A 26,407-nucleotide genomic window follows, 5' to 3' on the forward strand; every position below is an offset into this window, starting at 1 on the left:
GCCTCAATAGTCTCGCTCGAAAAACAGGCCAAGGCCCGTATTGCCGTCATTTTCAACAGTGCCACGCGCTTTTAGCGAATCTGTCAGTTCAAGGTTGATCGACAGTTCCGTTTCACCACCGCCTGTAAAGACATCGGTGTAAATGGTGTCTGTCAAGTATTTGCCCGCACGCACCGCAGCCTCGCCGTCGTCCGTTGTGGTCACGTCAAAGTCGTCCAGTCCAAACCCGTCGCGCAGGCTTCCCACCACACCAATGCCACTCCGGCCCGCCAGAACAGCAACCGCATTTGCCAGTTGCAGCGCTTGAAATCCGGAAATCTCGCTCAGGTTCCTGCCAAAAAGCAATTGCGACAGAACCTCATCCTGCGGGGCTTCCGGTACAGATTCAAACTTAACTTCCGGCAGATCTACAGGGCCTTCCAAGACAATACTTGCTGTGCCGTCATCCGTATCAGATATCGTTTTGAAAAGTATATAAGGCACCAGATCGCCCTGAAACTGTATGGTTCCTTCTTCGAGCGTAAATCGCTTGCCAAGAATATCGATCCGTCCGCGCACCAAGTCCAGCTCGCCTGCTGAAATCACCCGCGCTGTCGTGCCGGTGACCTCCAAAGAGCCGCCTAATTCCGCGTCCACACCGCGCCCACGTACAAAGATCTTTCTGGGGGCATTGATTTGCAAACCGAGCCCATAAACGCTGCTCGGTCCTGCGTTTCCTTCGGTTGTGGGTTCCGGGATCACACCTGCCCGATCGCGGGTTGTGGTCACCGATTGAGGCGCGCCAACATGGATGATCTCAGGGATTTCGCCAATACTGGTAAGACCCGAAGAAGGAACGGTAATCAACGTCTCGCCGATATTGATCGTCCCATCTACACGCGCACCGCCTGACAAGGGCCCCGCAACTGCAATATCGCCGCTGATCACGGTCGAATAGAGCCGCGGATCTGATAATACGACGCTATTCAGCAGAATCTTCAAATCCGCAGCGAGGCTGGTCAAGTTCAATCCTCCGGCAACTGAAACCGAGCCACCGCTCTCTACCGCGCCCTTTACGTCGAGATTTGCATTGCCGTTGGCGAGATTGATCTTGGTAACCAAATTGCTCAACGCCAACCGCAGGTTAGGCTCAGTAAACCGCGCGTCATCCGTTGAAATGGTCCCTGATATCGCGTCGAGCCCAGGCGCGCCCTTGGCGGCCAGATCAAACGTCGCCTGTCCCTGTAAGACGCGGGGCTCGAGAAACGGCTCCGACAGGCCCAAAGGTAGTGCACCTTTGATTGTCAGATCGAGCATTCCGTCTTCCGCAACGCGCCCTGCAACTTTGGCCTGCGTGCCAGCGGGGCCTTCGGCGGCGGTATCAATTTGCCATTGATCCCCTGCACGCATCACGTCACCTTCGATGGAAAAGGGGCCGTTAATCTTGGGAACAAAAACGCTGATATCCGGCAAGGCTGCCAAGAAGGTCAAAGCCGCATCCGGACCGGTGGCCAGACCGGCCACGCTCACCGCGGATTGAAACGGCCCGCCTGCATCGACGTCCACATTATAGCCCGCTTCTGTCAGCCATACCCGTCCGTCGGCATCCAGCGGCCCGTTGATCGACGCAACCAGCGGTCGCACCTCCGGCACGGACAGGTTGAATCTTAGGTCCGTATCCGGACCTGTCGCCTTACCCACAGCACTGAAGGAGCTGTCATACGGGGCTTTTGCGAGCAAATCCACAGACCAGCCAGACAGGTCCTGCGTGGCCTGTGCATCTACCGTAAGCGCGCCTGTATATTGAGGTGTCACCAGAGCCACATCGTTCAAACGCGCGATGACATTCACGTCGCTGTTGTTTTCTTGCAATGACACGTCACCAGTGATGAAGAGCGCTTCATTCGTCAGCGTCAGGTCGTTGACAAAGGTGCCGGTTTCGTCGCGCCGGGCTTGCAAATTGAGCGCAGTGAGCCCCGCCAAGATTGCGTCTGCTTGAGGAATGTCCAGTTTCAAGTCTCGGGTTGTGCCTTCGATGTTGAGATCGAACATGCTGCTCAGAGGCGTAATCATGCCCGCTACGTCCAAGCGCGCATTACCCGCAATCGGCTGTCCTGCAATACCCGCAAAGCGCGCGAGCTCTTTGGCTTGAACCGAAAGATCAAGCTCCATCGGAAAGCCCCCCGCCAAACCCTGAACGACGACGTCACCCGCCAATCCATAGTCCGCTCCGGCCAGTTCCAGCCCGTTGATCTGAATGGGTTGATCTGCGGCATAGTCAATGTTCGCTTTGCCACGAATGTCCTGACCAAGTGCTTCTGCCGCTTGTGCATTGTCTAGTTCAAGCCCACGCGTTACCAGATCAAGATCGCCCAGAAAGCGTCCGACCGTTCCTGCTGCGCTTTGCAATGTGCCATCCAAAGTGAGTGCCGTATTTTCGAACCGAATGCCCTCACGCGCGAATTCAGAGATATCAAATTCTCCGAGAAAAGCGTCGCCTGAGCTAGCATCAAAGTCGACGCTCAGCGTCACCGAACCCACGGTGGTCTCGGCCCCAGAGCCAGGCAACAAAACTGGCTGGCCATTGGTCTGCGCAATTTTGCCATCGACATCCACAAATTCTGGCCAGTGATCCTTGTTGAGACGCACCTGGCCAGCCAGTTGCATCGCTTTGGCGTTCAGATCAAAAGCAGACACATCGATAGCGCCATCTGCACGGCTTAGAGCGTCCACTGTCAAGGCAACCTTGGTGCCAAAGAAATCGCGGGATTGCGGCGCCACCAAAGCAGTAATGTCGCCCCCCAAATTGGCGCGGATACGTCGGTCCGGCCCTGCGCCTTCGTCGTCAACTGGCAAAGCTGTTAACACGACCTGTCCCGCAATGCGCTGCATACCGTCCGTGGCCAGAGCAATATCAGCGGTGAAATCGTCCAATGGGCCTGTGCCTGCGACCGTCAAGTCGATCTCCGGTTGACCCGGCAAATTCAGAAGCCGTCCGGCGATCCCGCCTGGGGCTTCATCCAAATCAATGTTGATATCGATCTGAGATCCTTCGCGCGCAAAACTGCCGTCAATAACATAGTTGCCTCGTGTTTCATCTATGCGGTTTGCAGACAGTTCAACAAAGGCTCCTTCATCATTCAGTTGAATGGATGCTTGTACTGCCAACGCTGCCTCGGCACCGAGAATAGGCGCGCCAAGATTGATCCTGGAAACCTCAAATACCTCTATGTCCACCGACACAGGAAGTTCAGGCAAGGCAAAAGGCGCGGCTTCTGCAGAGGGTATCTCGGTGGTTTCCTCGGCCTCGGGCAGTCGTGGTAAATCCAAGGACGCAGCGCTCAGATTGTTTACCTCCAACCTACCGCGCAGCAGAGCCAACCGGCTCCAATTCAGCTTCACATCTTCAAGCGTCAGCCAGATGCCTTCGCGGTCCGAAATCGTCATACGTTCAAAGGAGGCCTCGGAACTCAACGCTCCCGCAAAACCCGTGATCTTGACCTCACGTCCGGCCCCAGACAGAAGGTCCTGTATTGTGCGAGTTAAGAACCCCGCGTCATCATCGTCTTGTGCAGCGAGGCCGAGGGGTATCAGCAAAAATACGACCAGAAAGGTCCTTTTGATCCAGCGAAACTGCATTAAAACGCTTGCCCTATCCCAATATATACTTGCCAAGACGACCCATCGTCATCGCCCGAAGTGGGCACAGCAACGTCAAATCGGATCGGTCCGATTGGCGTATCATATCGCAAACCGAGACCAGCGCCACTTTGCCATTCTCCCGAACCGTCGGGGAAGGCTTCCTCGCCAATATAGCCGGCGTCAATAAACCCGACATATCCCAAACTGCCTTCCGTACGGTAGCGTACTTCCGCGGAAAGCCCCAAAAACGAACGCCCGCCCACAATCTGATCATTGCCAATATCGACACCCAGCGATTGATAGTCATGCCCGCGTACGGTGTCCCCACCGCCCGAATAGAAAAGAAAGTCTGCCGGTGCATCAGCAAGGCTGGGTCCAACGACTGACCCGAGCTGACCGCGAAGGGCAAATGTTGTGGTCGAAACCGTGCCGAAAGTTTTGTAAACCCGCGCGTCCACCTCGGTCAGCAGGCCATTGTCTGCGCCATCTATTGCATAAAAAGGTGTCAGATTGGCGTCCAGATAGTAGCCCTTTCGAGCGTCAAGTAATTTGTCCCGGTAATCGAATGTCGCACCCGCCGGAAACAGCAACAAGGTGTACTGATCGTCACCAAAGGCATCCCGGGTGTTGGCACGCCTTATTGCAACCCCAAACCGATAGGATCGTTGATCTGAGGCAAACCGTTCAATGCCCGCGCCAATGGTGGCCTGACGCGAGAAGTAGTTCACTTCATCTTCCTGTTCGATTTCGCCAAGAATATAAAGATCCGTATCCTCGTTAAAAGTGGATGGACGCTGATATCGCGTACCAATCAGGAAATCTGTGCCACCGGTATCGCCGCCAATGCCTGCGATTTCCGCTTCAACGCGCAACCGTTCTGCGCCGCCAAACAGGTTTCTATGCACCCAAAACGCACTGACCGAGAGACCTTCAATGGTAGAGATCTCGCCGCCAAAGCCAAATCGTCTTGGTTTGTTGTCAGCCACGCGTGCTGTCACGCCCAACTGATCGCCCGGTCCGGCATCTTCTGCCTCGATCATCGCAACCGAACTGAACGCACCGGTGCGGCGTAAGCGACTTGCCGCATCTTCCAGTTCCTTGGGAGAATAGACGGTACCTACGGGTAAACCCGCTATTTCAAGGATGCGTTCTGCGCGCACGGTACTGTCTCCTGCCACGTCAAGATCACCGAACCGCAACTTTGGCCCCGGGTTGAGACGCACGTCCGCAGCAATCGTGGCATCAGTATGCCGTGCTGTAATGGTCTGGCTATCCAGTTTAACCTTGGCGTGCCCCTGATCCCGCCAGGCTTTGGTTGCCGCATTGACCGTATCGCGCATCAAACTCAAACGTGCTGTTTCACCCTTTTTGAAGCCTTTGGGCAACTCGGTTCCGTCCGCAAGCGGGGCAATGGTTGCCGCATTAAATCGAAAGGGTTTTCCGGGATCGATTGTAATTTCTGCACGTGATACATCGCTGGGGGGCGATACCGATTTGATCGACGACGCTTCGCGACCGTCCACCGATATGCCAATTGTCGCACCATAAAACCCATAGTCGTAAAGAACCGCCAGAACGCGTTTGTAGTCGGCTTGTGCAATGGCAACCAACTCTTGAGGAGAAACTTCTGTTTCAAGTTTGGACTGCTCCACCAATAATGACCCGCCCTCTAAGGCCGTGCGCAAATCTTCTTCCAACGTGCCCGTTATGGTCACCTCCAGAGCGGAAGCGGGTAGATTTGAAAACAACGTGAAAAGTACTGTTGCGAGGAATCTGAAACAGGGAGAACCGTTCCTCTTTTTCGAAATCCGCACAACATTCCCCCGGTTCGGCGTTATTTTTATTGTCATCGATTGGGTTGGACCCAGCAGGACAAGTGACTCGCCATCGTCCTTCTTTTAACGGAATTCAAGCATTGCCTGCAAACAGCAATAGACGCTCCGGGAAAAAGGTGTATTTCGCCTACAGCAACGAATTGAAATGGTAAGTTTCAAGCAGTTTCACCTGTCCCAAAGAACGGAAAGAACAGGGTCGAAAAACCCTGAGCTTTGCAAGGCACGAAAGGTCCGATGGGGTTCACCAAGTGCAACTTCAATTACGATGCATTCTATGTCGCTTTAAGATCTCATCTGAACCTGGATTTACAGGGCAGACATGGAGCGTGGCTTGCTTCGAAGTTGAAAACCAAGCCGTCTCAAGCGTTTATCTTCTGGTGACCGACCCATCCGCAGGGTCAACGGTATCGATTGAACTTCAAATTACAATCTTTCAACGTGAAGCAAATCCGCGCCTGCGACTCTTTTCAGCCGGCGACGTACCAGACACCGGCTTGTCATGTCACATTGTTGGGAACAAAGGACGCTCGCACCTTTCCCAGGCCCATAGCTAGCGCAATTGGCGCTTTGGTCTTTGGTCTTTGGTCTTTGGTCTTTGGTCTTTGATAACTGCCTAATTTACAGATAAGCGGCATTCGGTGCAAAAAATGCGAATCCCAAACCGACCATGGTCGTGCGACAACCCTGAATTACAATTCCCGCTAGAAAACCCGGCATTGGATACCCCGAATTTATGTGTGATGACCAAAACCGCTGACCGACCTTAAGTCCGCCAAGGTACAGCATCCAACAGGATCAAGCAACCAAACCCCAGGAAAGCCAGCCCCAAATCATCGCTATGTAGGTCACCTGATGCAAGGCTTGATCAACGCCCGTTGCGCGCCAATAGCCGGCATCTTGTGGCGTCAGGTTTTGCCGATAGGTGTAGTGGCCTTTCCACCAATCAATATGGAAATGGATAGCCCATTCGATCAAGATAACCGGTAATATGAAAGCGAGGTGCGTTCCGACCACTACAAAGACAATCATTGAGCCTGTCGCATGGATACCAGCGTGCAGGAACCGACCGAAATGTTTGTACTCGGCTCGTCCATCGAGCATGCTTCTGGTCTGAAGGAAATAGTCCGCTAGCATGTGTTTTACTTGAAAAAGGCACAGTAAAACAAAAAGTGTGCCGTAACTCGTAACCAATACAAATTTCCTTTCAGTTCACAGCATGAAGGCCAGTTTCTTCTGACCACCCCCGCAAATCCAAAACTCTTAAATTGCCTAGGGCAGCTGTCTCCTTAAACCCCGAACTGTGCCTAAGATATACGGTCAAAGCAAGCGCCGGAGCAACGCACCAGCGCCTGCCTTCCGCTCTAGTCGCGATATAAAAGCGAATGACCGTTGGCAAACAAATGCACCTTGTCAGGGCTCGCTGAGAGCTTCAATGTTTTACCCCGCATGTTAGTGTGAATGCCCGCCAGCTTCGCGATCACTGTATCCGTGTTCTTGGAGGAGCTTGGCGCCTCAAAGTAAAGCTGTGTCACTTCGCCGAGGGCCTCCACGATGGTCACCTTGTCCGCAAACGCGTAGTTTTCGCCATCGGTGGCAATCATGTCTTCTGGCCGGATGCCGACATTGACCTTCATACCCTTGTCAGAGGGCAGCGTTGGCACATTCGATTGAAAGGTGCCGCCTCCTTCCGGGCAGGACAGCGTTGTTACCTCTCCCGTTTCGATGACCTCACCCGCCAGCAGGTTCATTGCAGGTGACCCAATAAACTGCGCCACGAATTCGTTTTCCGGGCGTTCGTAAAGTTCCAGCGGTGTACCAACCTGCGCTATCCCCTTGTTGGCCAAGACGACGATGCGGCTAGCCAGAGTCATGGCTTCCACCTGATCGTGGGTCACATAGATCATGGTGGAGTTGGGCATGCTTTCCTTAAGCTGTGCGATCTCGATCCGCGTGGCCACACGCAATGACGCGTCCAGGTTGGAGAGCGGCTCGTCAAAGAGGTAGACCTTGGGATCCCGCACAATCGACCGGCCAATGGCAACCCGTTGGCGTTGCCCGCCAGACAAGGCCTTGGGCAGACGGTCGAGGTATTCATCGAGTTGCAACACCTTAGCTGCACGGTTTACCGCTGCGTCAATGTCGCTTGGTGATTTCTTGGCCAACTTCAGCGCAAACGCCATGTTGTCCCGCACGGTCATATGCGGATAAAGCGCATAGGACTGGAACACCATGGCGATGCCACGCTGCGCGGGGGGGACGTCATTCATCCGATCTCCATCAATCAGCAATTCGCCGCCGGTGATCTTTTCCAACCCGGCAATCATACGCAGCAAAGTCGATTTTCCGCAGCCTGAGGGTCCGACAAAAACGATCAGCTCCCCGGTCGTGATGTCCAGGTTGATGTTTTTGAGCACTTCGACGCCGCCGCCGTAGGACTTCCCCACATCTGTCAGTTTCAGATCGGCCATATTCTTGTCCCTCCCAAGACGCGGGTTAGTCCTGTTTCACAGCCAGACATGCCTGCCATGGCTCCAGGTGAAGTGTATGATCAATTGACGGGGTGGCCCCGCCCAATTCTTGCCCAATGGAAACCCAATCGCCAGTGGGCATGTCATGAGATAGCGGCGTACCGGACAGGTTAAACGCGCAATACAATGTCTGACCCTGGTGCCGGCGCGTAAAGTGCAAGACCTGACCATCGGCACAGACACCACCGTGAGCACCCTTGGTGAGCGCCGGGTACTTTTTGCGTAACGCAATCGCGCGCCGATAGTGATGCAGGATCGCTTCCGGATCATCTTCCTGTGCGTTGGTCGATCGGTTGAGATGGTCGGGACTTACCGGCAGCCAAGGCGTGTTTACAGAAAAACCACCGTTTGTATTGGACTTCTCCCAGACCATCGGCGTGCGGCACCCATCTCGGCCTTTGAATTCAGGCCAGAACGCGATGCCATAAGGATCCTGCAGATCTCCAAAATCGACATCCGCCTCGGGCAGTCCAAGTTCTTCGCCCTGGTAAATACACACCGATCCGCGCAGGCACATTAAGAGCGTCGCAAAGAGCCTCTGTGCCGCTGGCGACAGGTCCCAGCGAGAGGTGTGGCGCATAACGTCGTGGTTGGAAAAGGCCCAGCAGGGCCAGCCGTCCTTTGCCACACGGCCCAATTCATCGAAAACCTGTACGACACGCGGCGCGTCCAACTTGGTATTGGCCAGAAATTCAAATGCATAACACATGTGTACCATTTCCGGTCCACTGGTGTATTGCCCCAACAACTCCAAACCGCGCTGTGCGTCACCAACCTCGCCAACGCAGGCCGTCGCCGGGTATTCATCCAGAAGGGCGCGGAATCGCTTGAGAAATGCAATGTTCTCAGGTTGGTTCTTGGAGTGAATATGTTCCTGGTGATTATAGGGGTTTACAGATGGTGCGATATTCGCATTGCGCCGTTCTGGCGGCAACGCAGGGTTATCGCGCAGGTCCTTGTCGGCAAAATAAAAATTAATTGTGTCAAGACGGAACCCATCCACACCCAGGTCTAGCCAGAACCGTGTGGCCGCCAGCAATGCGTCCTGCACTTCATCACAGTGGAAATTCAGATCCGGCTGCTCAAGAAGGAAATTATGCAGGTAATACTGTTCGCGTCCCGCGTCCCACTGCCAGGCCGGGCCTCCAAAGATCGACAACCAGTTGTTAGGCGGCGTGCCATCTGGTTTTGGGTCGGACCAAACGTACCAGTCTGATTTGGGATTTGTCCGGTCTGCTTTGCTCTCCTGAAACCAGGGGTGTTGATCGGAAGTGTGACTGAGAACAAGGTCAATCATCACCTTCAACCCATGCTGATGCGCCGTTGCCACCACAACATCGAAGTCGGCCAGCGACCCGAACATCGGATCGACATCACAGTAGTCGCTGACATCATATCCGAAGTCTTTCATGGGCGAGGTGAAGAACGGCGAGATCCAGATCGCGTCCACACCCAGCGAGGCGATATAGCCCATGCGCTGCGCGATTCCGATCAGGTCACCAATGCCGTCGCCATTGCTGTCTTGAAAGCTGCGCGGGTAAATCTGATAGATCACAGCGCCCCGCCACCAGTCTTGATCAACAAGCGGCGCGTTCAGCTGATGTTCCATTTTGCTCATCAAAAGATCGCTTTTCTATTTAACGGAGCCGGCCAACAGACCGCGCACCAAGTAACGTTGCATGGTGAAGAAAACGATGAGCGGCACCGCTATCGAAATGAAGGCCGCGGATGCCAGAATGCCCCAATCTCCGCCGCGAGACCCCAGCAGATCATCGGCGATCTTGACCGTCATCACCCAGCTTTCGGAATTGGACGGCAGGAACACCTTGGCCACCAGCAGATCGTTCCAGGTCCATAAGAACTGGAAGATGGCAAAGGAGGCCAATGCCGGAAAGCTGAGCGGCAGCACGATTTTTGTGAAGACCTGAAAATCAGTGGCCCCATCGACTTTGGCGGACTCGATGATGTCGCGGGGCAAGCCGACCATATAGTTTCGCAAGAGATAAATCGCGAGCGGCAACCCGAAGCCGGTGTGCGCCATCCAGATCCCAAGAAAACTTTGCCCGATGCCAATCTTGTTGTGAAACTGCAGGAGTGGAACCAATGCCAGCTGCAGCGGTACTACCAGCAAGCCCACGACCACCGCGATCAACAGACCCCTACCTGCGAAATCCATCCACGCCAAGGCATAGGCCGCGAAAGCCGCAATCAGAATGGGAATGATCGTTGCGGGAATAGTCACCGTCAGCGTGTTGATGAATGCGATGTCCATGTTGTTGGAAAACAGGATGTTTCGATAGTTCGATAGAGAGAAATCGGGCGGGGTCGCAGTCGAGTAATAAACGCTTGGATCCCGTTTGATCTCGGCTGGAGAGAAATAGACAAAATCGCCGTTTTCCTGAACCGTCAGTGATCGATCACGTGTCAGTTCAGCAGTTTCCCCTGCCGCCGCAATTGTTGGGTTGGACCGCGCGCCACCAAAACGCATGACTTCAGTGTCTGCACCGCCAAAAATGTTGCCTTCGATGACAAAACCATTGTTGCCCGGTTTGGCCTCTTCTGCAGGGATTTTGGCTTGATAGTTCTGCTCTACCGCGAAGGGCGAGAGCCACCATCCCGAGGCCGAGATCTGGTCTCTGTCACGGAAAGAGGACACTAACAACCCAACCGTGGGGATCAGCCAGATCACGACCAGAAAAATCACTGAAAGATTTACTGCCCAGCTGAGCGCGGATTTGGTACCGGCGATATTGTCCATTATCTCATCTCCGCTCTGGCTTGCCGGATGTTCCAGATCATTACAGGCAAGACGATGATCATGATCACGAAAGCCACCGCCGTCGCGCGCCCGTCATCCCGGAACATGTAGGACATCATGTAACTGGGCAGAATTTCCGTGCCGAAATTGCCACCTGTCATGGTGTAGACGATGTCAAACACCTTAAGCACCAAGATGGTGATTGTTGTCCAAACCACGACAATGGTGCCCATAATCTGCGGCACCTTGATCTTGAAAAACACCTGAAACGGGTTTGCTCCGTCGATGATCGCGGCCTCGATGGTTTCTTCGGGAATGCCACGCAGAGCGGCAGAGAGGATGACCATGGCAAAGCCGGTCTGAATCCAGACCAGAATGAACATCAGGAAAAAATTGTTCCAAAAACGCACTTGCAGCACGTCCAGAGGTTCCGCAGCGCCAAAAAATTCGCGAATGGCATTGATCAGACCGATATCTGCGTTGTTGGCGTAAACAAATTTCCAGATCAGCGATGCGCCGACAAACGAAATCGCCATGGGCATGAAAATCAGTGATTTTGCGATATTGCCCCACCTGAGCCGATCGGTAAGTTGCGCTACGAGCAGCCCGAAGAAAGTGGCTGAAGCCGGAACCACCAAAACCCAGAGAAAGTTGTTGAAGAGCGCGGTTTGGAACCCTGTGTCCGCAAACATGACCGAGTAGTTGCCAAATCCAATGAACTCATCGCCCGACCGGTTGTAGAGAGACCGCCAGAATGAGCCGACGACGGGGTAAACCAGGTAGAGGCCCAAAGCCGCGATCGCCGGGAATAGAAACAACCAGGGACGGACCAGATTGGCACGGTTGATGTTGCGGCCGGGGTTATCGGCTCGCGGTGGAAAGATGATCTTGTCGAGGATGAGATTGGATAAAAAGAAGTACCCGACACATCCACCGACCCCCACGATGACCGTTACGATTCCCTGTAGCAGCGGTGACATGGCGCGCTCTCCCAAGATGCGGTTAAGTGGTCCGGCACCAAGTGATGCCGGACCGGTGTTTCAAAAACGCACTACTGGATCGTATCCCAGCGTTCCTGGATGCTTTTGGCGACGTCTTCCGCGCTTGCGCCGGTGGTGTAGTCAACCATGCCAGTCCAGAATGCCCCTGCGCCGATTTCACCAGGCATCAGGTCGGATGCGTCAAAACGGAATGTGGTTGCGTTGAGCAGAATGTCACCCTGTGCCTTCAGGCTTGCGTCGGCATAGAGGTCCGTATTCACGCCAGCATGAGCTGTCAGAAAGCCGCCCTGTGCCATCCATAATTCATGCGCAATCGGCGTTTTCAAGAACTCGATGAAAGCATTTGCGGCGTCAGACGGATTGGTGATGGCGACCACTGTGCCAGCACCTAGAACCGGCTTGCCGAGATCCTTTTCCGCGTAAGCCGGGAAGTAGAAGAAATCCACATCATCGCCAACGCTTGTTCCTTCTGGGAAAAAGGCAGGAATGAACGATGCCTGACGGTGCATGTAGCACTTTGGCGGGATCGAAAAGAGACCCGATGGGCTGTCGCGGAAGTCGGTGTTCGCCACGGCGGACGCGCCGCCATCGACATAGGCATCATTTCGCGCGAAAGCGCCGAACTCTTCGATGGCTTCGATCACTTTGGGATCATCGAACTTCATCTCATTGCTGACCCAAGCGTCATAATCCGCGGGCGATTGGGTGCGCAGCATCATTTCCTCGACCCAATCCGTCGCTGGCCAGCCGGTTGCAGCTCCAGACCCCAGACCGATACACCAGGGCGTACCTCCTTCTTCAACGATCTGATCTGTCAGCGCTTTAAGATCTTCCATCGTTTCAGGGATGTCATACCCTGCCTCATCAAAGGCTTCCGGCGAGTACCATACCAGCGATTTTACATCGACCCGATAGAAGATACCGTACATCTGGTCCGTTCCATCTGCATCGGCATATGTACCCAGATCGACCCAAGACTGACCAGCCGCGTAATTGTCTTTAACCCAATCGGCTGACCCGTCGGCAAGCGGTGTCAAAAGCCCCTGGCTGGCCATGTCCGCTGCCAGACCGGGCTGCGGGAAAACGGCAAGGTTTGGAGCAGAGCCAGAGCGTGACGAGATCACGATGTCCTGTTCAAAGCTGTCAGACCCCGAATAGTTGACAGTCGCACCTGTTGCGCTTGTGAAATAGGAAAACGCGATATCCACTTTCTCTTTTTCATTACCCGTCCAAGGCCCAGTGATTTCGATTGTCTGGCCGCTCAGGTCATATGCATCAGCAAATGCGGTATAGCTGTCCCAACTGAAATCACCCTCACCTACGGCAAATGGCTGATGCCCATCTGCCTGCACCATACCGGTGCAGAGTGCCAGCGCAGCCGCGCCCGCGTAAAAACGTGCCTTCATGATTTCCTCCCGTTGCGGCGCCCATTTTGACGCCATAGTGCTTATTATCTACGCTCAAAGAATCACCTCAAAGCGCTTTGGATATGAAGAAAGTGGCTTACAGCTCTAATTCTGTCAACTGGTGGTTAGGTTTCCCACACGTTTTCAAAGGGCTAGTTTTTGGATCACAAAAAGATCTTTTCTGCTTTGACGTGCCCCGCATCGCTGCATAGGCTGGCGCGACTGCAGAAGCAAAAGACAACCGATCTTATGAACTTACGTGAACTGTCAGAGCGTTTGAAACTGTCACAAACGACAGTCAGCCGCGCCTTAAACGGCTATCCGGAGGTCAATGAAGCCACGCGGAAACGGGTGGCGGATGCTGCTGCATTTTATCACTACCGCCCGAATGTGCTCGCACAAACACTGGCAACCGGGCGGTCCATGTCTATCGGGCACATCATACCTTTCTCAAAACAAAACGAGATGGTGAATATCGTTTTTGCCGATTTCATCGCGGGTGCCGGGGAGGTCTATTCCCGCCATGGCTACAATATGACCCTTTCCGTTGTGCGGGACGAAGACGAATTAAGTGCATACCGCGGGATCGCCGAAAAAGGTGTGGTTGACGGCATCATCGTGCACTCGCCCACCCGCAATGACCCGCGTATCGATTTTTTGTCCGATCTCGACATTCCGTTTCTGGTCCATGGTCGGGCCTCCGAAGTGACGACGCCTTACTCCTGGATGGACGTGAACAACACCCGTGCGATAGAAACTGGCACGCGGCATCTGCTCGACCTCGACCACCGACGCATCGGATTTATCAATGGTCAGGAACGGATGGATTTTGCGCAACGGCGTCGCGAAGGTTACCTCGCCGCTCTGAAATCACACAGCATCCTGCCCGATCCACAGATCATGCGCTCCGGCGAGATGAGCGAGCCTTTTGGGCACGCTTCAACACTGGAAATGCTGGACAGCCCTGAGCCACCAACCGCGTTTGTGTCCTCGTCGATTGTGCCCGCTCTGGGCATTCGGCGGGCCCTCGAAGAACGCAGTTTGCGCATGGGCAAGGATGTTTCGATCCTTTGTTTTGACGACGATATTTCTTACCTTCCCAATGGACTGGATGCGCCGGTTTTCACGGCGATGCGCTCTTCTGTAAGAGATGCTGGAAGACGCTGCGCCGAGATGCTTCTAGAGCAAATCTCTACTGACGCGCCTGACATCAAAACAGAGCTTTGGGACGCTGAACTTATCATCGGGCAATCCACTGGCCCCTGCCCATAAAGGACTGACCATGAATTTTAGCAGATCCGACTTCCCGGCGGGTTTTCAATTTGCTGCCGCCACTTCGAGTTATCAGATCGAGGGGCATCAATTCGGCGGCGCGGGCAAAACCCACTGGGATACCTTCGCGGCGACGCCGGGGAATGTGGTGCGCGCGGAAAACGGTGCCATCGCCTGTGATCACTATCACCGAATGGAGGAAGATCTCGATCTGATGCAAGCGCTGGGTCTTGACGCGTATCGTTTTTCCACCAGTTGGGCGCGGGTATTGCCCGAAGGGCGCGGCACGCCCAATCAGGATGGTCTCGATTTTTACGACCGATTGGTGGATGGGTTACTGGCCCGTGGGTTGAACCCGATGGTAACGCTCTATCATTGGGAGCTGCCGGTGCCTCTGGCCGATCTGGGCGGTTGGCGCAATCCGGACATTGCCCATTGGTTTGCAGATTTCACGACCGTGCTCATGAAACGGATCGGTGACCGCGTATTCAGCGTCGCCCCAATCAACGAGCCCTGGTGTGTCGGGTGGCTGTCACATTTCATGGGCCACCATGCGCCGGGGATGCGTGATATTCGCGCCACCGCACATGCTATGCACCACGTCCTGACAGCGCACGGGCGTGCGATTCAAACAATGCGAGCGCTAGGCGTCAAAAATCTCGGCGCCGTGTGCAACCTGGAATTCGCGCATCCTGCGAATGACAGCGCAAAGGCCGAAGAGGCGGCCCGGCTTTATGACGGTTACTACAACCGTTTCTTTCTAGGCGGGTTGTTTCAAGGGGCTTATCCTGAGGATGTGATGGAGGGCCTCGCACCCCACATGCCCAAGGGATGGGAGCATGACTTTGACCTAATCGGGCAGCCGCTGGATTGGTGCGGGTTGAACTATTACACCTGCAAACGTATCGCGCCAGTTGAGGGCCCATGGCCGGCCCATGATGAGGTTCCAGGTCCGCTGCCCAAAACCCAGATGGATTGGGAAATCTATCCGCAAGGTTTGCATCACTTTCTGATCTGGGTGCACGAAAACTACACGAAGGGCCTGCCGCTTTATGTGACCGAAAACGGGATGGCACACCCCGATCAGGTTGATGTGCCGGACCAAGCGCGCATTGATTACCTGAATGCGCATGTGGCAGCGGCCCGACAAGCCATGACCGAAGGCGTACCCCTGGCGGGCTATACTTTCTGGTCGTTGATGGACAACTACGAATGGGCGCTGGGATATGAAAAGCGTTTCGGGCTGATCCACGTGGATTTTGACACGCTGGATCGCACCCCCAAAGCTTCTTACCACGCACTGTCGGACGCCTTGACGCGGTAACGTTCAGGGCTTGAACCAATCCGGCACGCCAAAGGGGGGCGTATCAACTGTTGACCCGGTCAGGCTTTCCAGAAATGCGACAATCTGGTCGATTTCCTGGTCCTCTAACAACTGTGGCACCTGTTGAATGACACGGGCCTGCCGGACCATTTCGCGCGCATCCGACTGAATGATGAAATCTGTTGCGGCGAGCCATGCAACATCCGGCAGCTTTGCATCTTCTGGTCGCCATTGAGCGCGCATCGCCACGGGATCAAGATGGTGGCGCACCATGTTCTCGAGCGTCGGATAGGCCCCGTTGTGACCGTAAGGGGCTGTGAGCGCCACATTGCGCAGCATCGGTGTGCGAAACGCATAAGCGTCCTCAAGCCGGTTGCTCTCGCCCATCCGGCCGACGTCGCGCGCATAGGGATCAAAAGCACGCGTGCGCCCCGGCCCAAACGCGGGCAAACCCAGAGCATGAAATCGTTGATCTGACAATAGCGCTCCGGAATGGCACGTGTCACAGGCGGCCTTGCCGTAAAAGAGAGACATGCCGGCATGCTGGAATTCGGTCAGCGCGGCTGTGTCACCGGCGAGGTAGCGGTCGAAGGGACTGTCAATGCTGGTCCATTCCAGTGCCATGAAAGCCGCCAATGCATTGGCAATTTCGACAATTGTCACCTCTTCGGGCACTTTTATGTGGTCAAAAGCCGCGACAAATCGAGGCCCGTAGACATCGTCCACACGGACGCGTTTCGCCAGGATCGGCCACGCACCATCGATGCGGTTATGCACGGCGCCGATAATCTCATTTTCACCCGGATTGCCCGCCATTTCAAACTGAGACGTCAGTGGGAAAAGGGCCTGAGCGGCCAGCAGCGAATTGAGCCCCTCTGGCAGCCATTCTTCCGCAGGGGAGTTAAACCCGTTACCAAAAATATTCGATTTGCTCAGTCGCCCGTCATGAAAAAATGTATGCAACTCCCGTGCACCCAAGTTCCACAAACCGGGCGCGTTACGTGGAATGCGCTTGGCGATGCGCGTGGCATCGTCTCCGGGTGTGCGGTCCGGTCCAAGCCCTACGCCGCCTTCTCCGATGCCCAAAGACAGCCCGTCGCCGGTGCCAAAATCAGGGTGGTGGCAATGGGCACAGGCAATATTCTGGTTGCCGGAGAGGATTGTATCGTAGAACAATGACTGGCCCAAAGCGGCTTGGTCCCGATAAAAGTCCAAAAAATCCGCTTGGGTTAAAGCGGGTGGCAGATCGCCTGCGCCAGCCGCACAGGCAAAACAGGAGAACACAAACCCATGCGCGCCGTATTTCTTGCCTGCACGCTTTTCGCAGCGCCCGCTTTTGCGGAAATCGAAGCCGCGCGCGACATGATGGAAGAGGGTCGATTTGAAGAAGCCTATAGCGCGCTGTGGCCAGCCGCCCGGTCGGGTAACGCTGACGCGGAAGAGTTGATCGGGGTCATGTATGCTATGGGATTGGGGGTGCCGCGCGACGATGTGCGCGCTTTCGAGTGGTACCTGCGTTCGGCTATGAAAGGACATCCCGGTGCGCAATCGGGAGTCGGGTGGTACTATGAGGTCGGGCGCGGATTGCCCGCCATCGATCTGGTGCGCGCCTATATGTGGTACACGCTTTCGGCGATTGGTGGCGACCCGGATGCCGCGATCAGCCTGGAAGAAGTGGTCAAGAAAATGACACCTGAGGAAATCGAAAAAGCGCATGTCCTGGTGGCTGACTACAAGGTTTGGATGTATCCGTTTCGGTAGGGGCGGCATGCTGTGGCCGCCCCTCGCCAGACTAATTCAGGTCCGCGGCACGTGCCGCCCCGATTTCCGCTTCGGCTTCAGTTACGGCTGTGGATAGCGCATCGAAGATCTCTTCGCCCCGACCCACGTTTCCCTTGAACCAGTCAAAAACCGGTGCAGCACCTTCTTTGAAGGCTGCTTTTTGTTCAGGCGTGGGTACATAGAGGTCTCCGCCTTCGGCCACGAATTGCTCATAGGCGGCGATGGATTTGCGTTTGGGAGAGGCAAAGGTTGCTTGCTGCAAAGCGTAAAACCCATCCACGACTACGCGGCGCATGTCTTCGGGCATCTCGAGGAATTTGGCATTATTCATCCACCAAAGCGCGCCCATATATGCGTGCCCGTCCAGCGTGACATATTTAAGCCCCGCATCCGGAAACTTCATGCCCATGATGTCGGTGATCCCGTTTTTCGAGCCTTCAACCACGCCAGTCTGGAAAGACGTAAACAGTTCCGGCCAAGGGATCGGGGTTGGTGCTGCACCCAATGCCTTGACCAATTCCTGCGGTAGATCGGCAACGACGGTGCGGATCTTCAGGCCTTCCATGTCGCTGGGCTCTGCGACCCGGCGCTTGGTGTTGGCAAAGTTGCGCCATCCGCCGGTGTTACCGATCGTCATCAACCGGATCGTATCTCCGGAATCCTCCAACGCCATTTCGCGCATTTTGCGGGTAAAGTCGCCGGAGAGAACAGTTTCGGCGATGCGGTCATCGGCCATCAGATACGGCAGATCAAGCACTTGAACATAAGGGAAAATCCCCGAGGCACCACCCGATGTGGAGACATAAACGTCAATGGTGCCGTCGGCCACACCCTGAAGGCATTCCGCCCCGTTGCCACAAAGCTGCGTGCCTATAAAGAGTTCCACTTCAATCGCGCCGTTCGAAGCGGCTTCGACATAGTTCTTGAATACGACCAAACCGTCATAGTCTTCGTCATTCTCATTGGAATTGGCCGTAGCCCGGATTTTAATATCGGCTGCAGAAGCCGCCATCGCTGTCCCTGCAAGCAGCGCTGCAATGGTCAGTGTTTTCAGTGTGTTTTTCAGCATTAAACTCTCTCCCGTTCAGTTTCAGATGGCTTGCAACTGGCGTATGTCAGTTTGCAAATCCGGTAAGACGCGGCACCGTCATGGATATTGCCGGAATGTAGGTTATGAGAAATATGACTACGACCTCGATGGCAAGAAAAGGCAGGATCGCCTTGGAAATGGCCTCCACCCGTTCACCTGACACAGAGGAGGCGACAAACAGAACCAGCCCCATGGGCGGCGTCGCTAGACCCACGGTCAGATTGACGCTCATGATAATGGCGAAGTGGATCGGATCGACGCCCAGACTGACAAAAATCGGCCCTAAAATGGGTCCAAGAATGATGATCGCGGGCCCCGCATCCAGGAACATGCCTACAACAAAAAGCAGCAGGTTGATGAGGAACAACAGGATCAGAGGATTGTTAGTGAGGCTCAGGACAAACTCGGCCATCGCCTCAGGCGCGTGGCTGAGGCTGACGACGGTCTTGAACGCCATGGCGGCGCCTACCAACAACAACACCACGGCCGAGGTGATCCCAGCGCGATTGAGCACATCCGGCAGATCACTAAGCTTGAGCGTGCGCATCACAAACAATCCGATCACCAGAGCATAAGCCACGGCGACAGCGGCGGCTTCGGTCGGTGTAAACACACCTGCCAGGATGCCGCCTAGTATGATCACCGGCGTCAGCAATGGAAAGAAAGCCTTCAGGCTGGCCTGCCCCCGCTCGCCCCAGGAGTGCTTCTTCGTGGCAACTGGAAAGTCGTATTTGTCCGCTTGGAATTTCACCATCAGCATCAGGCCAAGACCGACCATAATGCCCGGCACGATGCCGGCCAGAAACAGCGCGGCGACACTTTCGCCCATCACGTAGGCATAGATGATCATGATGCCCGAAGGAGGAATGATCGGTCCGATCACGGAACTGGCTGCTGTAATGGCGGCGGCAAACCGGCGGGTGTAGCCCTGTTTCTCCATCGCGGGGATCAGCATGGATCCTAACGCAGAAGTATCGGCTACGGCGGACCCCGAAAGACCGGCGAACAGCATCGAGGACAGAATGTTCACATGCGCCAAACCGCCGCGAAAATGCCCCATCATGGCCTGAGCAAACTCCACCAGGCGCATTGTGATCCCGCCACGATTCATCAATTCGCCCGCAAGCATGAAAAACGGGATCGCCATCAATGGGAAACTGTCCATCCCATTGTAAAGGTTGCGATAAAGAAGCGTGATGTCTTTTTCCTGACCATTCAGCCACAATAGGATGCCCGGCGCGGCCAAAAGGCCGAAAAAGACCGGCAGGCCGATCATCAGGAAGACCAAAAACAGTGGGAGAAACCAGACCAGCATTATTCGGCTCCCACTTGTTCTTCGAGAGTGATCGGCGGCAATTCATCCCCGCCGCCCATCATTCTCACCAAGGCGCGCAAAATCAATTCGACATTCACCGAGATGAGCAAGGCCACGCCAACCAGCAGCGACGCCATCATTTGACTGCGTGGCATTTTTTCCCAGCCCCAGTCGAGTGTGATCCAAGGGAAACCATCCGCAAAACCGAAGGCGACAAAGGTCTGCAGCGAGGCTGTTTTAAAACTGCCTGCAAAGCCAGTGACTTCGGACCAGCCGATCTGCACTGCCACAAGCAGAACGCCCAGGCTAACGAAAAGCAAAAGCAAGGTGATCAAGGCGCCAATGCGCTGCGGTAAAAGGCGCACCAATGTATCGATTGCAACAAACCCTCCGCGCTTGAAAGCGGTCGGTGCCATCAGACCGGTCATCCACATCATGCAAAACCGCGCGGCTTCGTCCGGCCAGGGCAACGCGCTGTTCAGTACATATCTGAAAAACACCTGTATCAGGATCGCGACAACCATCGCAGCGACCGCAAAGACGCCAATGGCCCGGCCCAGCGTCAGCAAAGCCTCGTTCACAAGCCGGAGCGGTGTCATCACCGCCAGCAATGCTCCCATATCGGAGCCTCCTCCCTTGCGCCCGGGTATTCCGGGTCACCTTGCACGGGTTTTCCCCGCACACTCCATTGGTTGGCCTTTTAGGCCTCTTTGTCAAACCGTCTGAAACGGCCTCGGCAAAAAATCAACGCCTCCCCCTCCCGGGAAGCAGCTGAAAGAACACGGCCCAAAATAATCGAATGATCGCCCGCGTCATGAACTTGATGTGTGCTGCACTCAAATCGGGCCAGGCAGTCATTGAGCAATGGCACGCCGTGCACGTTGAGCTCGAGGTCCAACCCGTCAAAGGCTTGGCCGGATCGGGCAAAGCCCATGACAATGTCTTCATGTTCGGCACCCATCACATGCACTGCAAAATGCTCTGCCTGTAAAAAAGCGGCATAGCGGCTGGATGATTTTGCCGGGCTCCACATCACCAATGGCGGATCCATCGAGATACTGGAAAACGAATTGGCCGTCATACCAACTGGGCCTTGCGCGGCCTGCACAGTAACAACCGTGACGCCAGTCGAAAACTGACCCAGCGCGTCGCGAAACTGTCTTTGGGTGTCTGGTCCCGGTGTAAACCCGTGCATTTGGGCCATTTGCAGTGTTCCGTCCGCCATCACGCGACCTCCTGACCATTTGCTGCTTCATAAAGCTCGAACCACGTCTGACGATCCATCTCCACCTTGAACGCATCGGCAAATGTGGCGATCCGCGACAGGGTATTGGTGCCCATCACCGGTAAAATACGGGACGGATGGGCCAACAACCAGGCGACGGCCACTGCGGCACGATCAACGCCTTGCGCTATTGCCATCTCATCTATCTTGGCCGTCGCAGCGCTGCTTTCAGTCATCAGGCTGCCGCCACCCAGAGGCGACCAGGCCATCGGCGCGATTTTTTGCTGCTGCGCATGAGCAAGATCGCCGTTTGTAAAACTTTCGCGTGCAGCCAAAGACAGTTCGATCTGGTTAGTGACCAGCGTATTCGTCATTGCGGATTGCAACAAATCGCAATCCCAAGGCCGGAAGTTTGACACACCCGCCGCTCCGATCTTGCCACTTTCGATCAGCGCATCGAGCGCTTCGCCGGTCTCGGCCGCATCCATCATGGGGTCGGGACGGTGGATCAACAGAAGATCAATATGCTCGATCTCCATTGCTTCCAAAGACGCCTCGACTGATGCATTAATATGCGCCGCCGAAGTATCGTAGTATTTCACGCGTCGATCGGCGTATTTTCCAATCGGGGCCACGATGTCGCACTTCGTGACGATTTCGAGTTGATCGCGCAGACCAGGGCTTTGCTTCAGGCAGGCGCCCAACACGTCTTCTGCGGCATACCCGCCATAGATGTCCGCCTGATCCATCGTCGTGATACCCTGCGCAAGACAGGCATCAATTTTCGCGCGCACGTGACCGGGCGCGGTGTTAGGGTCATCGGCGAGTCGCCACATGCCGTAAACAAGGCGGCTGACTTCCAAGCTGTCTGAGAGGGCAATGCGTTCCATCAGCGACGTACTCCTGCGGCCAAAGGTGTATCGGGCGCAGATGTTGGCACCCGACCATAGGCATGCGGTAACGAACAGGTTGTCAAATGCGGCATGACCAGACGCCCAAAATGTTGCGCTTCTTCGATGTGGGGGTAACCCGAGAAGATAAAAGCCCGAATGCCCATCTTCTGATAGGCTTCGATCTCGGACAACACCTGATCCGCAGAACCAACCAACGCGGCACCACAACCTGAGCGCGCGCGTCCAACGCCCGTCCAGAGATGCGGTTCGACATACCCGAACTCATCCGCAATATCGCGGTTTTTGGATTGGTGCGATACGCCAAGCGACGTGGCATCCAAGGCCCTTTCCCGGATTTTGCGGCCATATTCATCGTCCAACTGGGACACGATATACTCAGCGTATTCCTTGGCTTCGGCTTCAGTATCGCGCACGATCATGTGGACCCGGAGACCATAATCCAGCGTCCGACCTTTCTCCGCTGCAAGTGCGTGAACGGCCTGCATGCGCCCAGCGATCTGATCCTTGGGTTCGGGCCACATCAGGTAAACGTCGCAGTGCTCAGCACATAATTCCAAAGCCGCCGGAGAGTAGCCGCCAAAGTAAAGCAACGGTCCGCCGGTTTGAAAAGGCCGTGCCGGGTCCGAAGTCACATTATCCAGCTGGTAAATCTCGCCCTGATGATCGATCTCATCGCGAGTCCAGGCTTGCTTGAGGATCTCCACCACTTCGCGAGACCGTCGATACCGGAAGGCGCTTTCCGCCTTCTCTCCAGGAAAATCGGAACTGATGATGTTTACCGTCAGTCGACCTTCAAGCATGTGGTCCAGCGTCGCGATCGTGCGGGCTAGCATGATGGGCTGCATCTCACCACAACGGACAGCCGCCAGTAGGTTGATCTTTTCGGTGATGGGCGCGCACCCTGCCACAAAGCTCAGCGTATCTTGCCCAACCTGATAAGACGAGGGGCACAGGATGTTGCGAAACCCCTGCGCCTCAGCGGTTTTGACAATCTCGGAACAATGTTTCCAGGACGACCTCAGATCACCATCCGGGACCCCCAGAAACTGGTAGTCATCCGAGCAAAGCGCCGAAAACCAGGATACTTCCGCCGCATCCAAATCAGCCGAGGTGACCGGTACGATCGTCATAAGTCTTCCTTTTGCCCGAACCGATATGAGATGCCCCTTGAATAGCATCCACAAACTGGTAGATCAATGGTGTATCAATTTTTGGAAAACGTACCGATCCCGCCATGGCTCTCCCCCCGCAGAACGCCAATGCCCTGCCAAAGTATGTCCAGTTGAGTGAGCTGATCGCGCGGGACATCGATGCCGGACGTTTACTGAATGGAGAACGGTTGCCGCCAGAAAGGGATATGGCGGTTTCTCTTGGCACCTCAATCGGGACCCTGCGCAAAGCTTTGGCAACGCTGGAAAGCAAGGGCCTGCTGCGCCGTGTGCAAGGATCGGGCAACTACATTCAGAAATCCGCCAAGGCTGCTGGTTTCTACGCCATGTTCCGACTTGAACTGCTCTCTGGCGGTGGCTTGCCTTCGGCTCAGGTACTGGCGGTTCAAGTCATGTCAAAACCGGTGGACCTACCACCCTTCGGCACGAGCGCCCGCGCCACGCGCATACGGCGTAAGCGCTTTCTCAATGATGTAGCAATTGCGGTAGAAGAAATTTGGCTCGACGCCAGTGTGGGTGAATTGAGCGCAGATCGACTGTCTGATTCCCTGTACCAAACCTATCTCTCGCAATTGAACTTTTGGATCACGCGTGCGGAAGACCGGGTCAGCATCGGTACGTTGCCCGATTGGACGCCACGCGATTTGGGCGAAACCAATGCGCCTTGCGGCTATGTAGAACGCTTCAGCTGGGCAGATAAACCCACTGCAATTGAATTTTCACGCACTTGGTTTGACACCAGTAAAGCCGTCTATGTGCAGCGGTTGAAATAAGGATCATGGGAATGAGTAAAGTCATACGCTACGGCATGATTGGATGTGGTATGATGGGCCAGGAGCATTTAAAAAACATTGCTTTGCTGCCAAGCACAACGGTCGCGGTCATTTTCGAGCCAGATGACGGCATGCGGAAGATCGCAAGCAGCTTGGCTCCGCATGCTAAATTTGTGGGATCATTGGATGCTCTTCTCGATGAAGACGCAATGGATTGCCTTGTCATCACCAGTCCGAACTTTTGCCACGCGAGCCAAATAATCGAGATCGCGGCGAAACGGCCTCTGCCCCTTTTGGTTGAAAAACCCCTGCTAACGGACCCTGCGGACATTCCGCGGTTACAGGACGTCGTGGGTGACTATCCCGCGCCCATCGGGGTAGCGATGGAATACCGCTATATGCCGCCCATCGCGGCGTTGTTGCAGGAGGCGGAGGCTGCGACGGGCGGTGTGAAGATGCTTACAATTCGCGAACACCGATTTCCATTCTTGCACAAAGTCGATAATTGGAACAGGTTTAGTGCGAAAACAGGCGGCACACTTGTCGAAAAGTGCTGTCATTTCTTTGATCTGATGCGTCTGATCATGGGAACAAAGCCCATCCGTGTGATGGCCAGCGCAGCACAATCAGTGAACCACCTCGATGAAAAATATGAGGGAGCCGTGCCCGATATTATTGATAACGGCTATGTCATGGTCGATTTCGAAGACGACAAGCGCGCTATGCTCGAGCTATGTATGTTCGCTGAAGGCGCAAAGTATCAGGAAGTGATTTCGGCCGTGGGCGCAGTTGGCAAGATAGAAGCTTTCGTGCCCGGTCCCACTCGGTTTTGGCCCGATGATCTCGGTGCCGCACCGACGCCGGTTCTCGAAGTGAGCCCCCGCGCACCCAAACGTCCGATAACGCGCGAAATACCTGTACCCCCTGCCCTCTTGGCTGCTGGTGATCACAACGGGTCCACATTTTATCAGCATCAGGGCTTTCTGGATCTAATCAGAGGGAAACGTACAAAACCGGACGTGTCCTTCGAAGACGGTCTCTGGGCTGTAAAGATTGGCATAGCTGCGCAGCGTTCTGCGCACCTTGGTCAAGCTGTTGATTTGTAAAACCACTAGTCTGAATGCATCAAACTGAGTGGTCCAACTTGGCGCACCTCAGCATAGGCGTTTTTTGCCAGAACGTATTGATTTTAATTATCATTTTTCATGTCACGACGAAACTGGTGGAAATTTTGGGTCGCGATAATGGCTACAACACTAAGGTGCGATAAAGTGCACACCAGGAATGCTTTCAACGACGAAGACATCCTCCTCATAAATTGCGGTCATTTCGGAAACCAAGGCGTCTGTCCAACCCGGCATGGTCAGTTCTTCTTCAATGGCCGCATCGATGGCAAATTTCTCAAGGAACACTGCCATAACTTGCTGCAGTTGATCTTCCGAGATATCAGGGTGCTTGTCTAAATAAGCCCGCAATCTGTTCATCCCCTCCGGCTGGATGATATCCTGCAACAAATCCAAACCACCGGTGATTTTCCACGCGTTTTCAACGCCTAAAATGTGTCGAAGGACCTGCGGCCAGATGAGCGGCGCGTCTTCGTTGCACCAGACCGTCATTTTGACATCCGGAACGGCATCTCGAATGCGTGATAGCGTCTCTGACCAACGCAGTTTGTGCAGATCGATACCTGCAGTGAAGTCAATCAAACCATCAAGCGGTGATTGTTGGAAAATCGCAGGTAGGAAAGTCGCAGGGTTTCGCATCGCCATAAACAGTTCGAGCTGATCGTTGTGAAAGATCTGCGAAACAAAACCCATACGCTCCGATGCCTGTGGGTAAATCAAACCGTTTTGAACGGAAACTTTCGCGGTCGCGAAAAAGTCGGCATTTGACAAGATCAATCGGTTTGTCGTCTCGTTGTCGGTTATCGCCTTCAACAAAACGTCACGCGCATTTTCGGTGGCGTTTGACACGCGCATAGCGGACATTGTTTCCGATATCAGCTTGCGGTACTTCGCTGGATCCGGGATCAAAATTCCTCTCCCCCGAACCGCATCACTATTAAGCGAAACACACTTTAAAAGGCGTTCTTCTTCGGTGAAGTGGGAGCCTGTATGAAAAACCAGTTGCATAGCACTCCGATAGATACGTTTGGTGTTGGATCAATCTAGCTTGTGGCGTCAAGCTTCACAAACCCAATTGTTTTAGTAATTTCCCCTCTTGCGCGGGACGCACAAACTCACTAAATCACCGCGCAGTGCCCCTATAGCTCAGCTGGTAGAGCAATTGATTTGTAATCAATAGGTCCGCGGTTCGAGTCCGTGTGGGGGCACCATTTTACTTAAATTAATCATGAAAAATCAACGCCTTAGCGGAATTTTAGTGATTTGAAAC

21 protein-coding genes and 1 tRNA gene are annotated in these 26,407 nt (G+C 54.6%); 6 read left to right on the forward strand and 16 right to left on the reverse strand.

What is annotated here, in order from left to right; genetic code table 11:
• Positions 1 to 3: 3 nt before the first annotated feature.
• The 8 genes from AB8B75_RS14200 to AB8B75_RS14235 form a co-directional block, all read right to left on the reverse strand.
• Positions 4 to 3,618, reverse strand: coding sequence for a translocation/assembly module TamB domain-containing protein (locus tag AB8B75_RS14200; protein ID WP_405363192.1), 3,615 nt, complete (start codon positions 3,616 to 3,618; stop codon positions 4 to 6).
• The gene (locus AB8B75_RS14205; protein ID WP_405363194.1) at positions 3,618 to 5,369 is read right to left on the reverse strand and encodes an autotransporter assembly complex family protein; all 1,752 of its coding nucleotides are present in this window, start codon (positions 5,367 to 5,369) and stop codon (positions 3,618 to 3,620) included. Before AB8B75_RS14205 ends, AB8B75_RS14200 begins: the two co-directional genes overlap by 1 nt.
• Positions 5,370 to 6,251: 882 nt before the next feature.
• The gene (locus AB8B75_RS14210; protein ID WP_405363196.1) at positions 6,252 to 6,647 is read right to left on the reverse strand and encodes a DUF3307 domain-containing protein; all 396 of its coding nucleotides are present in this window, start codon (positions 6,645 to 6,647) and stop codon (positions 6,252 to 6,254) included.
• Positions 6,648 to 6,817: 170 nt separating this feature from the next.
• Positions 6,818 to 7,924, reverse strand: a complete 1,107-nt coding sequence (locus tag AB8B75_RS14215) for an ABC transporter ATP-binding protein (RefSeq protein ID WP_405363197.1) — start codon at positions 7,922 to 7,924, stop codon at positions 6,818 to 6,820.
• Between the two features lie 25 nt (positions 7,925 to 7,949).
• Positions 7,950 to 9,602 (reverse strand): alpha-amylase family glycosyl hydrolase, encoded by a 1,653-nt coding sequence (locus AB8B75_RS14220; protein WP_405363199.1) that lies wholly within the window; start codon positions 9,600 to 9,602, stop codon positions 7,950 to 7,952.
• Positions 9,603 to 9,617: 15 nt separating this feature from the next.
• A complete protein-coding gene (locus AB8B75_RS14225; protein ID WP_405363200.1) occupies positions 9,618 to 10,742 on the reverse strand; it encodes a carbohydrate ABC transporter permease in 1,125 nt (374 codons plus the stop codon).
• On the reverse strand, positions 10,742 to 11,722 hold the full coding sequence (locus tag AB8B75_RS14230; protein WP_405363202.1) for a carbohydrate ABC transporter permease: 981 nt from the start codon (positions 11,720 to 11,722) through the stop codon (positions 10,742 to 10,744). Before AB8B75_RS14230 ends, AB8B75_RS14225 begins: the two co-directional genes overlap by 1 nt.
• 71 nt (positions 11,723 to 11,793) lie before the next feature.
• Complete coding sequence (locus tag AB8B75_RS14235; RefSeq protein ID WP_405363203.1) at positions 11,794 to 13,149, reverse strand: ABC transporter substrate-binding protein; 1,356 nt, start codon at positions 13,147 to 13,149, stop codon at positions 11,794 to 11,796.
• A gap of 249 nt (positions 13,150 to 13,398) precedes the next feature.
• On the opposite strand from AB8B75_RS14235, the gene AB8B75_RS14240 reads away from it, so the two are divergent.
• Entirely contained in the window at positions 13,399 to 14,421 is a 1,023-nt protein-coding gene (locus tag AB8B75_RS14240) for a substrate-binding domain-containing protein (protein ID WP_405363204.1), read from the forward strand.
• Between the two features lie 10 nt (positions 14,422 to 14,431).
• Positions 14,432 to 15,745 (forward strand): GH1 family beta-glucosidase, encoded by a 1,314-nt coding sequence (locus AB8B75_RS14245; protein ID WP_405363205.1) that lies wholly within the window; start codon positions 14,432 to 14,434, stop codon positions 15,743 to 15,745.
• Positions 15,746 to 15,748: 3 nt separating this feature from the next.
• Here the strand turns inward: AB8B75_RS14245 and AB8B75_RS14250 are convergent, their stop codons facing one another.
• Entirely contained in the window at positions 15,749 to 16,960 is a 1,212-nt protein-coding gene (locus AB8B75_RS14250; RefSeq protein ID WP_405363207.1) for a cytochrome-c peroxidase, read from the reverse strand.
• A gap of 75 nt (positions 16,961 to 17,035) precedes the next feature.
• On the opposite strand from AB8B75_RS14250, the gene AB8B75_RS14255 reads away from it, so the two are divergent.
• The gene (locus AB8B75_RS14255; RefSeq protein WP_405363208.1) at positions 17,036 to 17,506 is read left to right on the forward strand and encodes a tetratricopeptide repeat protein; all 471 of its coding nucleotides are present in this window, start codon (positions 17,036 to 17,038) and stop codon (positions 17,504 to 17,506) included.
• Positions 17,507 to 17,537: 31 nt separating this feature from the next.
• On the opposite strand, the gene dctP is transcribed toward AB8B75_RS14255, so the two are convergent.
• The 6 genes from dctP to AB8B75_RS14285 all read right to left on the reverse strand — a co-directional run bounded on the left by dctP (position 17,538) and on the right by AB8B75_RS14285 (position 23,201).
• Entirely contained in the window at positions 17,538 to 18,596 is a 1,059-nt protein-coding gene (gene dctP, locus AB8B75_RS14260) for a TRAP transporter substrate-binding protein DctP (protein ID WP_405363210.1), read from the reverse strand.
• Positions 18,597 to 18,642: 46 nt separating this feature from the next.
• Positions 18,643 to 19,932, reverse strand: coding sequence for a TRAP transporter large permease (locus AB8B75_RS14265; RefSeq protein WP_405363211.1), 1,290 nt, complete (start codon positions 19,930 to 19,932; stop codon positions 18,643 to 18,645).
• A complete protein-coding gene (locus tag AB8B75_RS14270) occupies positions 19,932 to 20,552 on the reverse strand; it encodes a TRAP transporter small permease (protein WP_405363212.1) in 621 nt (206 codons plus the stop codon). The genes AB8B75_RS14265 and AB8B75_RS14270 overlap by 1 nt, the downstream gene beginning before the upstream one ends.
• Before the next feature lie 80 nt (positions 20,553 to 20,632).
• A complete protein-coding gene (locus tag AB8B75_RS14275) occupies positions 20,633 to 21,157 on the reverse strand; it encodes a flavin reductase family protein (protein WP_405363213.1) in 525 nt (174 codons plus the stop codon).
• Positions 21,157 to 22,047, reverse strand: a complete 891-nt coding sequence (locus AB8B75_RS14280) for an aldo/keto reductase family oxidoreductase (protein ID WP_405363215.1) — start codon at positions 22,045 to 22,047, stop codon at positions 21,157 to 21,159. Before AB8B75_RS14280 ends, AB8B75_RS14275 begins: the two co-directional genes overlap by 1 nt.
• On the reverse strand, positions 22,047 to 23,201 hold the full coding sequence (locus tag AB8B75_RS14285) for an LLM class flavin-dependent oxidoreductase (RefSeq protein ID WP_405363217.1): 1,155 nt from the start codon (positions 23,199 to 23,201) through the stop codon (positions 22,047 to 22,049). Before AB8B75_RS14285 ends, AB8B75_RS14280 begins: the two co-directional genes overlap by 1 nt.
• Before the next feature lie 104 nt (positions 23,202 to 23,305).
• Between AB8B75_RS14285 and AB8B75_RS14290 the strand changes: the two genes are divergently transcribed.
• Both AB8B75_RS14290 and AB8B75_RS14295 read left to right on the forward strand, forming a co-directional pair.
• Positions 23,306 to 24,013 (forward strand): GntR family transcriptional regulator, encoded by a 708-nt coding sequence (locus AB8B75_RS14290; protein ID WP_405363219.1) that lies wholly within the window; start codon positions 23,306 to 23,308, stop codon positions 24,011 to 24,013.
• A gap of 11 nt (positions 24,014 to 24,024) precedes the next feature.
• Positions 24,025 to 25,119, forward strand: coding sequence for a Gfo/Idh/MocA family protein (locus AB8B75_RS14295; RefSeq protein WP_405363220.1), 1,095 nt, complete (start codon positions 24,025 to 24,027; stop codon positions 25,117 to 25,119).
• A 150-nt stretch (positions 25,120 to 25,269) separates the two neighbouring features.
• On the opposite strand, the gene AB8B75_RS14300 is transcribed toward AB8B75_RS14295, so the two are convergent.
• Positions 25,270 to 26,046 (reverse strand): hypothetical protein, encoded by a 777-nt coding sequence (locus tag AB8B75_RS14300; RefSeq protein WP_405363221.1) that lies wholly within the window; start codon positions 26,044 to 26,046, stop codon positions 25,270 to 25,272.
• A 226-nt stretch (positions 26,047 to 26,272) separates the two neighbouring features.
• On the opposite strand from AB8B75_RS14300, the gene AB8B75_RS14305 reads away from it, so the two are divergent.
• A tRNA-Thr gene (locus AB8B75_RS14305) sits at positions 26,273 to 26,348 on the forward strand.
• Positions 26,349 to 26,407: the final 59 nt, after the last annotated feature.

It is taken from the genome of Roseobacter sp. (assembly GCF_045106495.1).
GTDB lineage: Bacteria > Pseudomonadota > Alphaproteobacteria > Rhodobacterales > Rhodobacteraceae > Roseobacter.

Coding starts and splice junctions, on each gene's coding strand:
- AB8B75_RS14245 (WP_405363205.1), top strand. CDS start 14,432: ATGAATTTTAGCAGATCCGACTTCCCGGCGGGTTTTCAATTTGCTGCC.
- AB8B75_RS14290 (WP_405363219.1), top strand. CDS start 23,306: ATGGCTCTCCCCCCGCAGAACGCCAATGCCCTGCCAAAGTATGTCCAG.
- AB8B75_RS14225 (WP_405363200.1), bottom strand. CDS start 10,742: ATGGACAATATCGCCGGTACCAAATCCGCGCTCAGCTGGGCAGTAAAT.
- AB8B75_RS14255 (WP_405363208.1), top strand. CDS start 17,036: ATGCGCGCCGTATTTCTTGCCTGCACGCTTTTCGCAGCGCCCGCTTTT.
- AB8B75_RS14265 (WP_405363211.1), bottom strand. CDS start 19,932: ATGCTGGTCTGGTTTCTCCCACTGTTTTTGGTCTTCCTGATGATCGGC.
- AB8B75_RS14230 (WP_405363202.1), bottom strand. CDS start 11,722: ATGTCACCGCTGCTACAGGGAATCGTAACGGTCATCGTGGGGGTCGGT.
- AB8B75_RS14240 (WP_405363204.1), top strand. CDS start 13,399: ATGAACTTACGTGAACTGTCAGAGCGTTTGAAACTGTCACAAACGACA.
- AB8B75_RS14235 (WP_405363203.1), bottom strand. CDS start 13,149: ATGAAGGCACGTTTTTACGCGGGCGCGGCTGCGCTGGCACTCTGCACC.
- AB8B75_RS14200 (WP_405363192.1), bottom strand. CDS start 3,618: ATGCAGTTTCGCTGGATCAAAAGGACCTTTCTGGTCGTATTTTTGCTG.
- AB8B75_RS14220 (WP_405363199.1), bottom strand. CDS start 9,602: ATGAGCAAAATGGAACATCAGCTGAACGCGCCGCTTGTTGATCAAGAC.
- AB8B75_RS14285 (WP_405363217.1), bottom strand. CDS start 23,201: ATGACGATCGTACCGGTCACCTCGGCTGATTTGGATGCGGCGGAAGTA.
- AB8B75_RS14215 (WP_405363197.1), bottom strand. CDS start 7,924: ATGGCCGATCTGAAACTGACAGATGTGGGGAAGTCCTACGGCGGCGGC.
- AB8B75_RS14270 (WP_405363212.1), bottom strand. CDS start 20,552: ATGGGAGCATTGCTGGCGGTGATGACACCGCTCCGGCTTGTGAACGAG.
- AB8B75_RS14280 (WP_405363215.1), bottom strand. CDS start 22,047: ATGGAACGCATTGCCCTCTCAGACAGCTTGGAAGTCAGCCGCCTTGTT.
- AB8B75_RS14275 (WP_405363213.1), bottom strand. CDS start 21,157: ATGGCGGACGGAACACTGCAAATGGCCCAAATGCACGGGTTTACACCG.
- AB8B75_RS14295 (WP_405363220.1), top strand. CDS start 24,025: ATGAGTAAAGTCATACGCTACGGCATGATTGGATGTGGTATGATGGGC.
- dctP (WP_405363210.1), bottom strand. CDS start 18,596: ATGCTGAAAAACACACTGAAAACACTGACCATTGCAGCGCTGCTTGCA.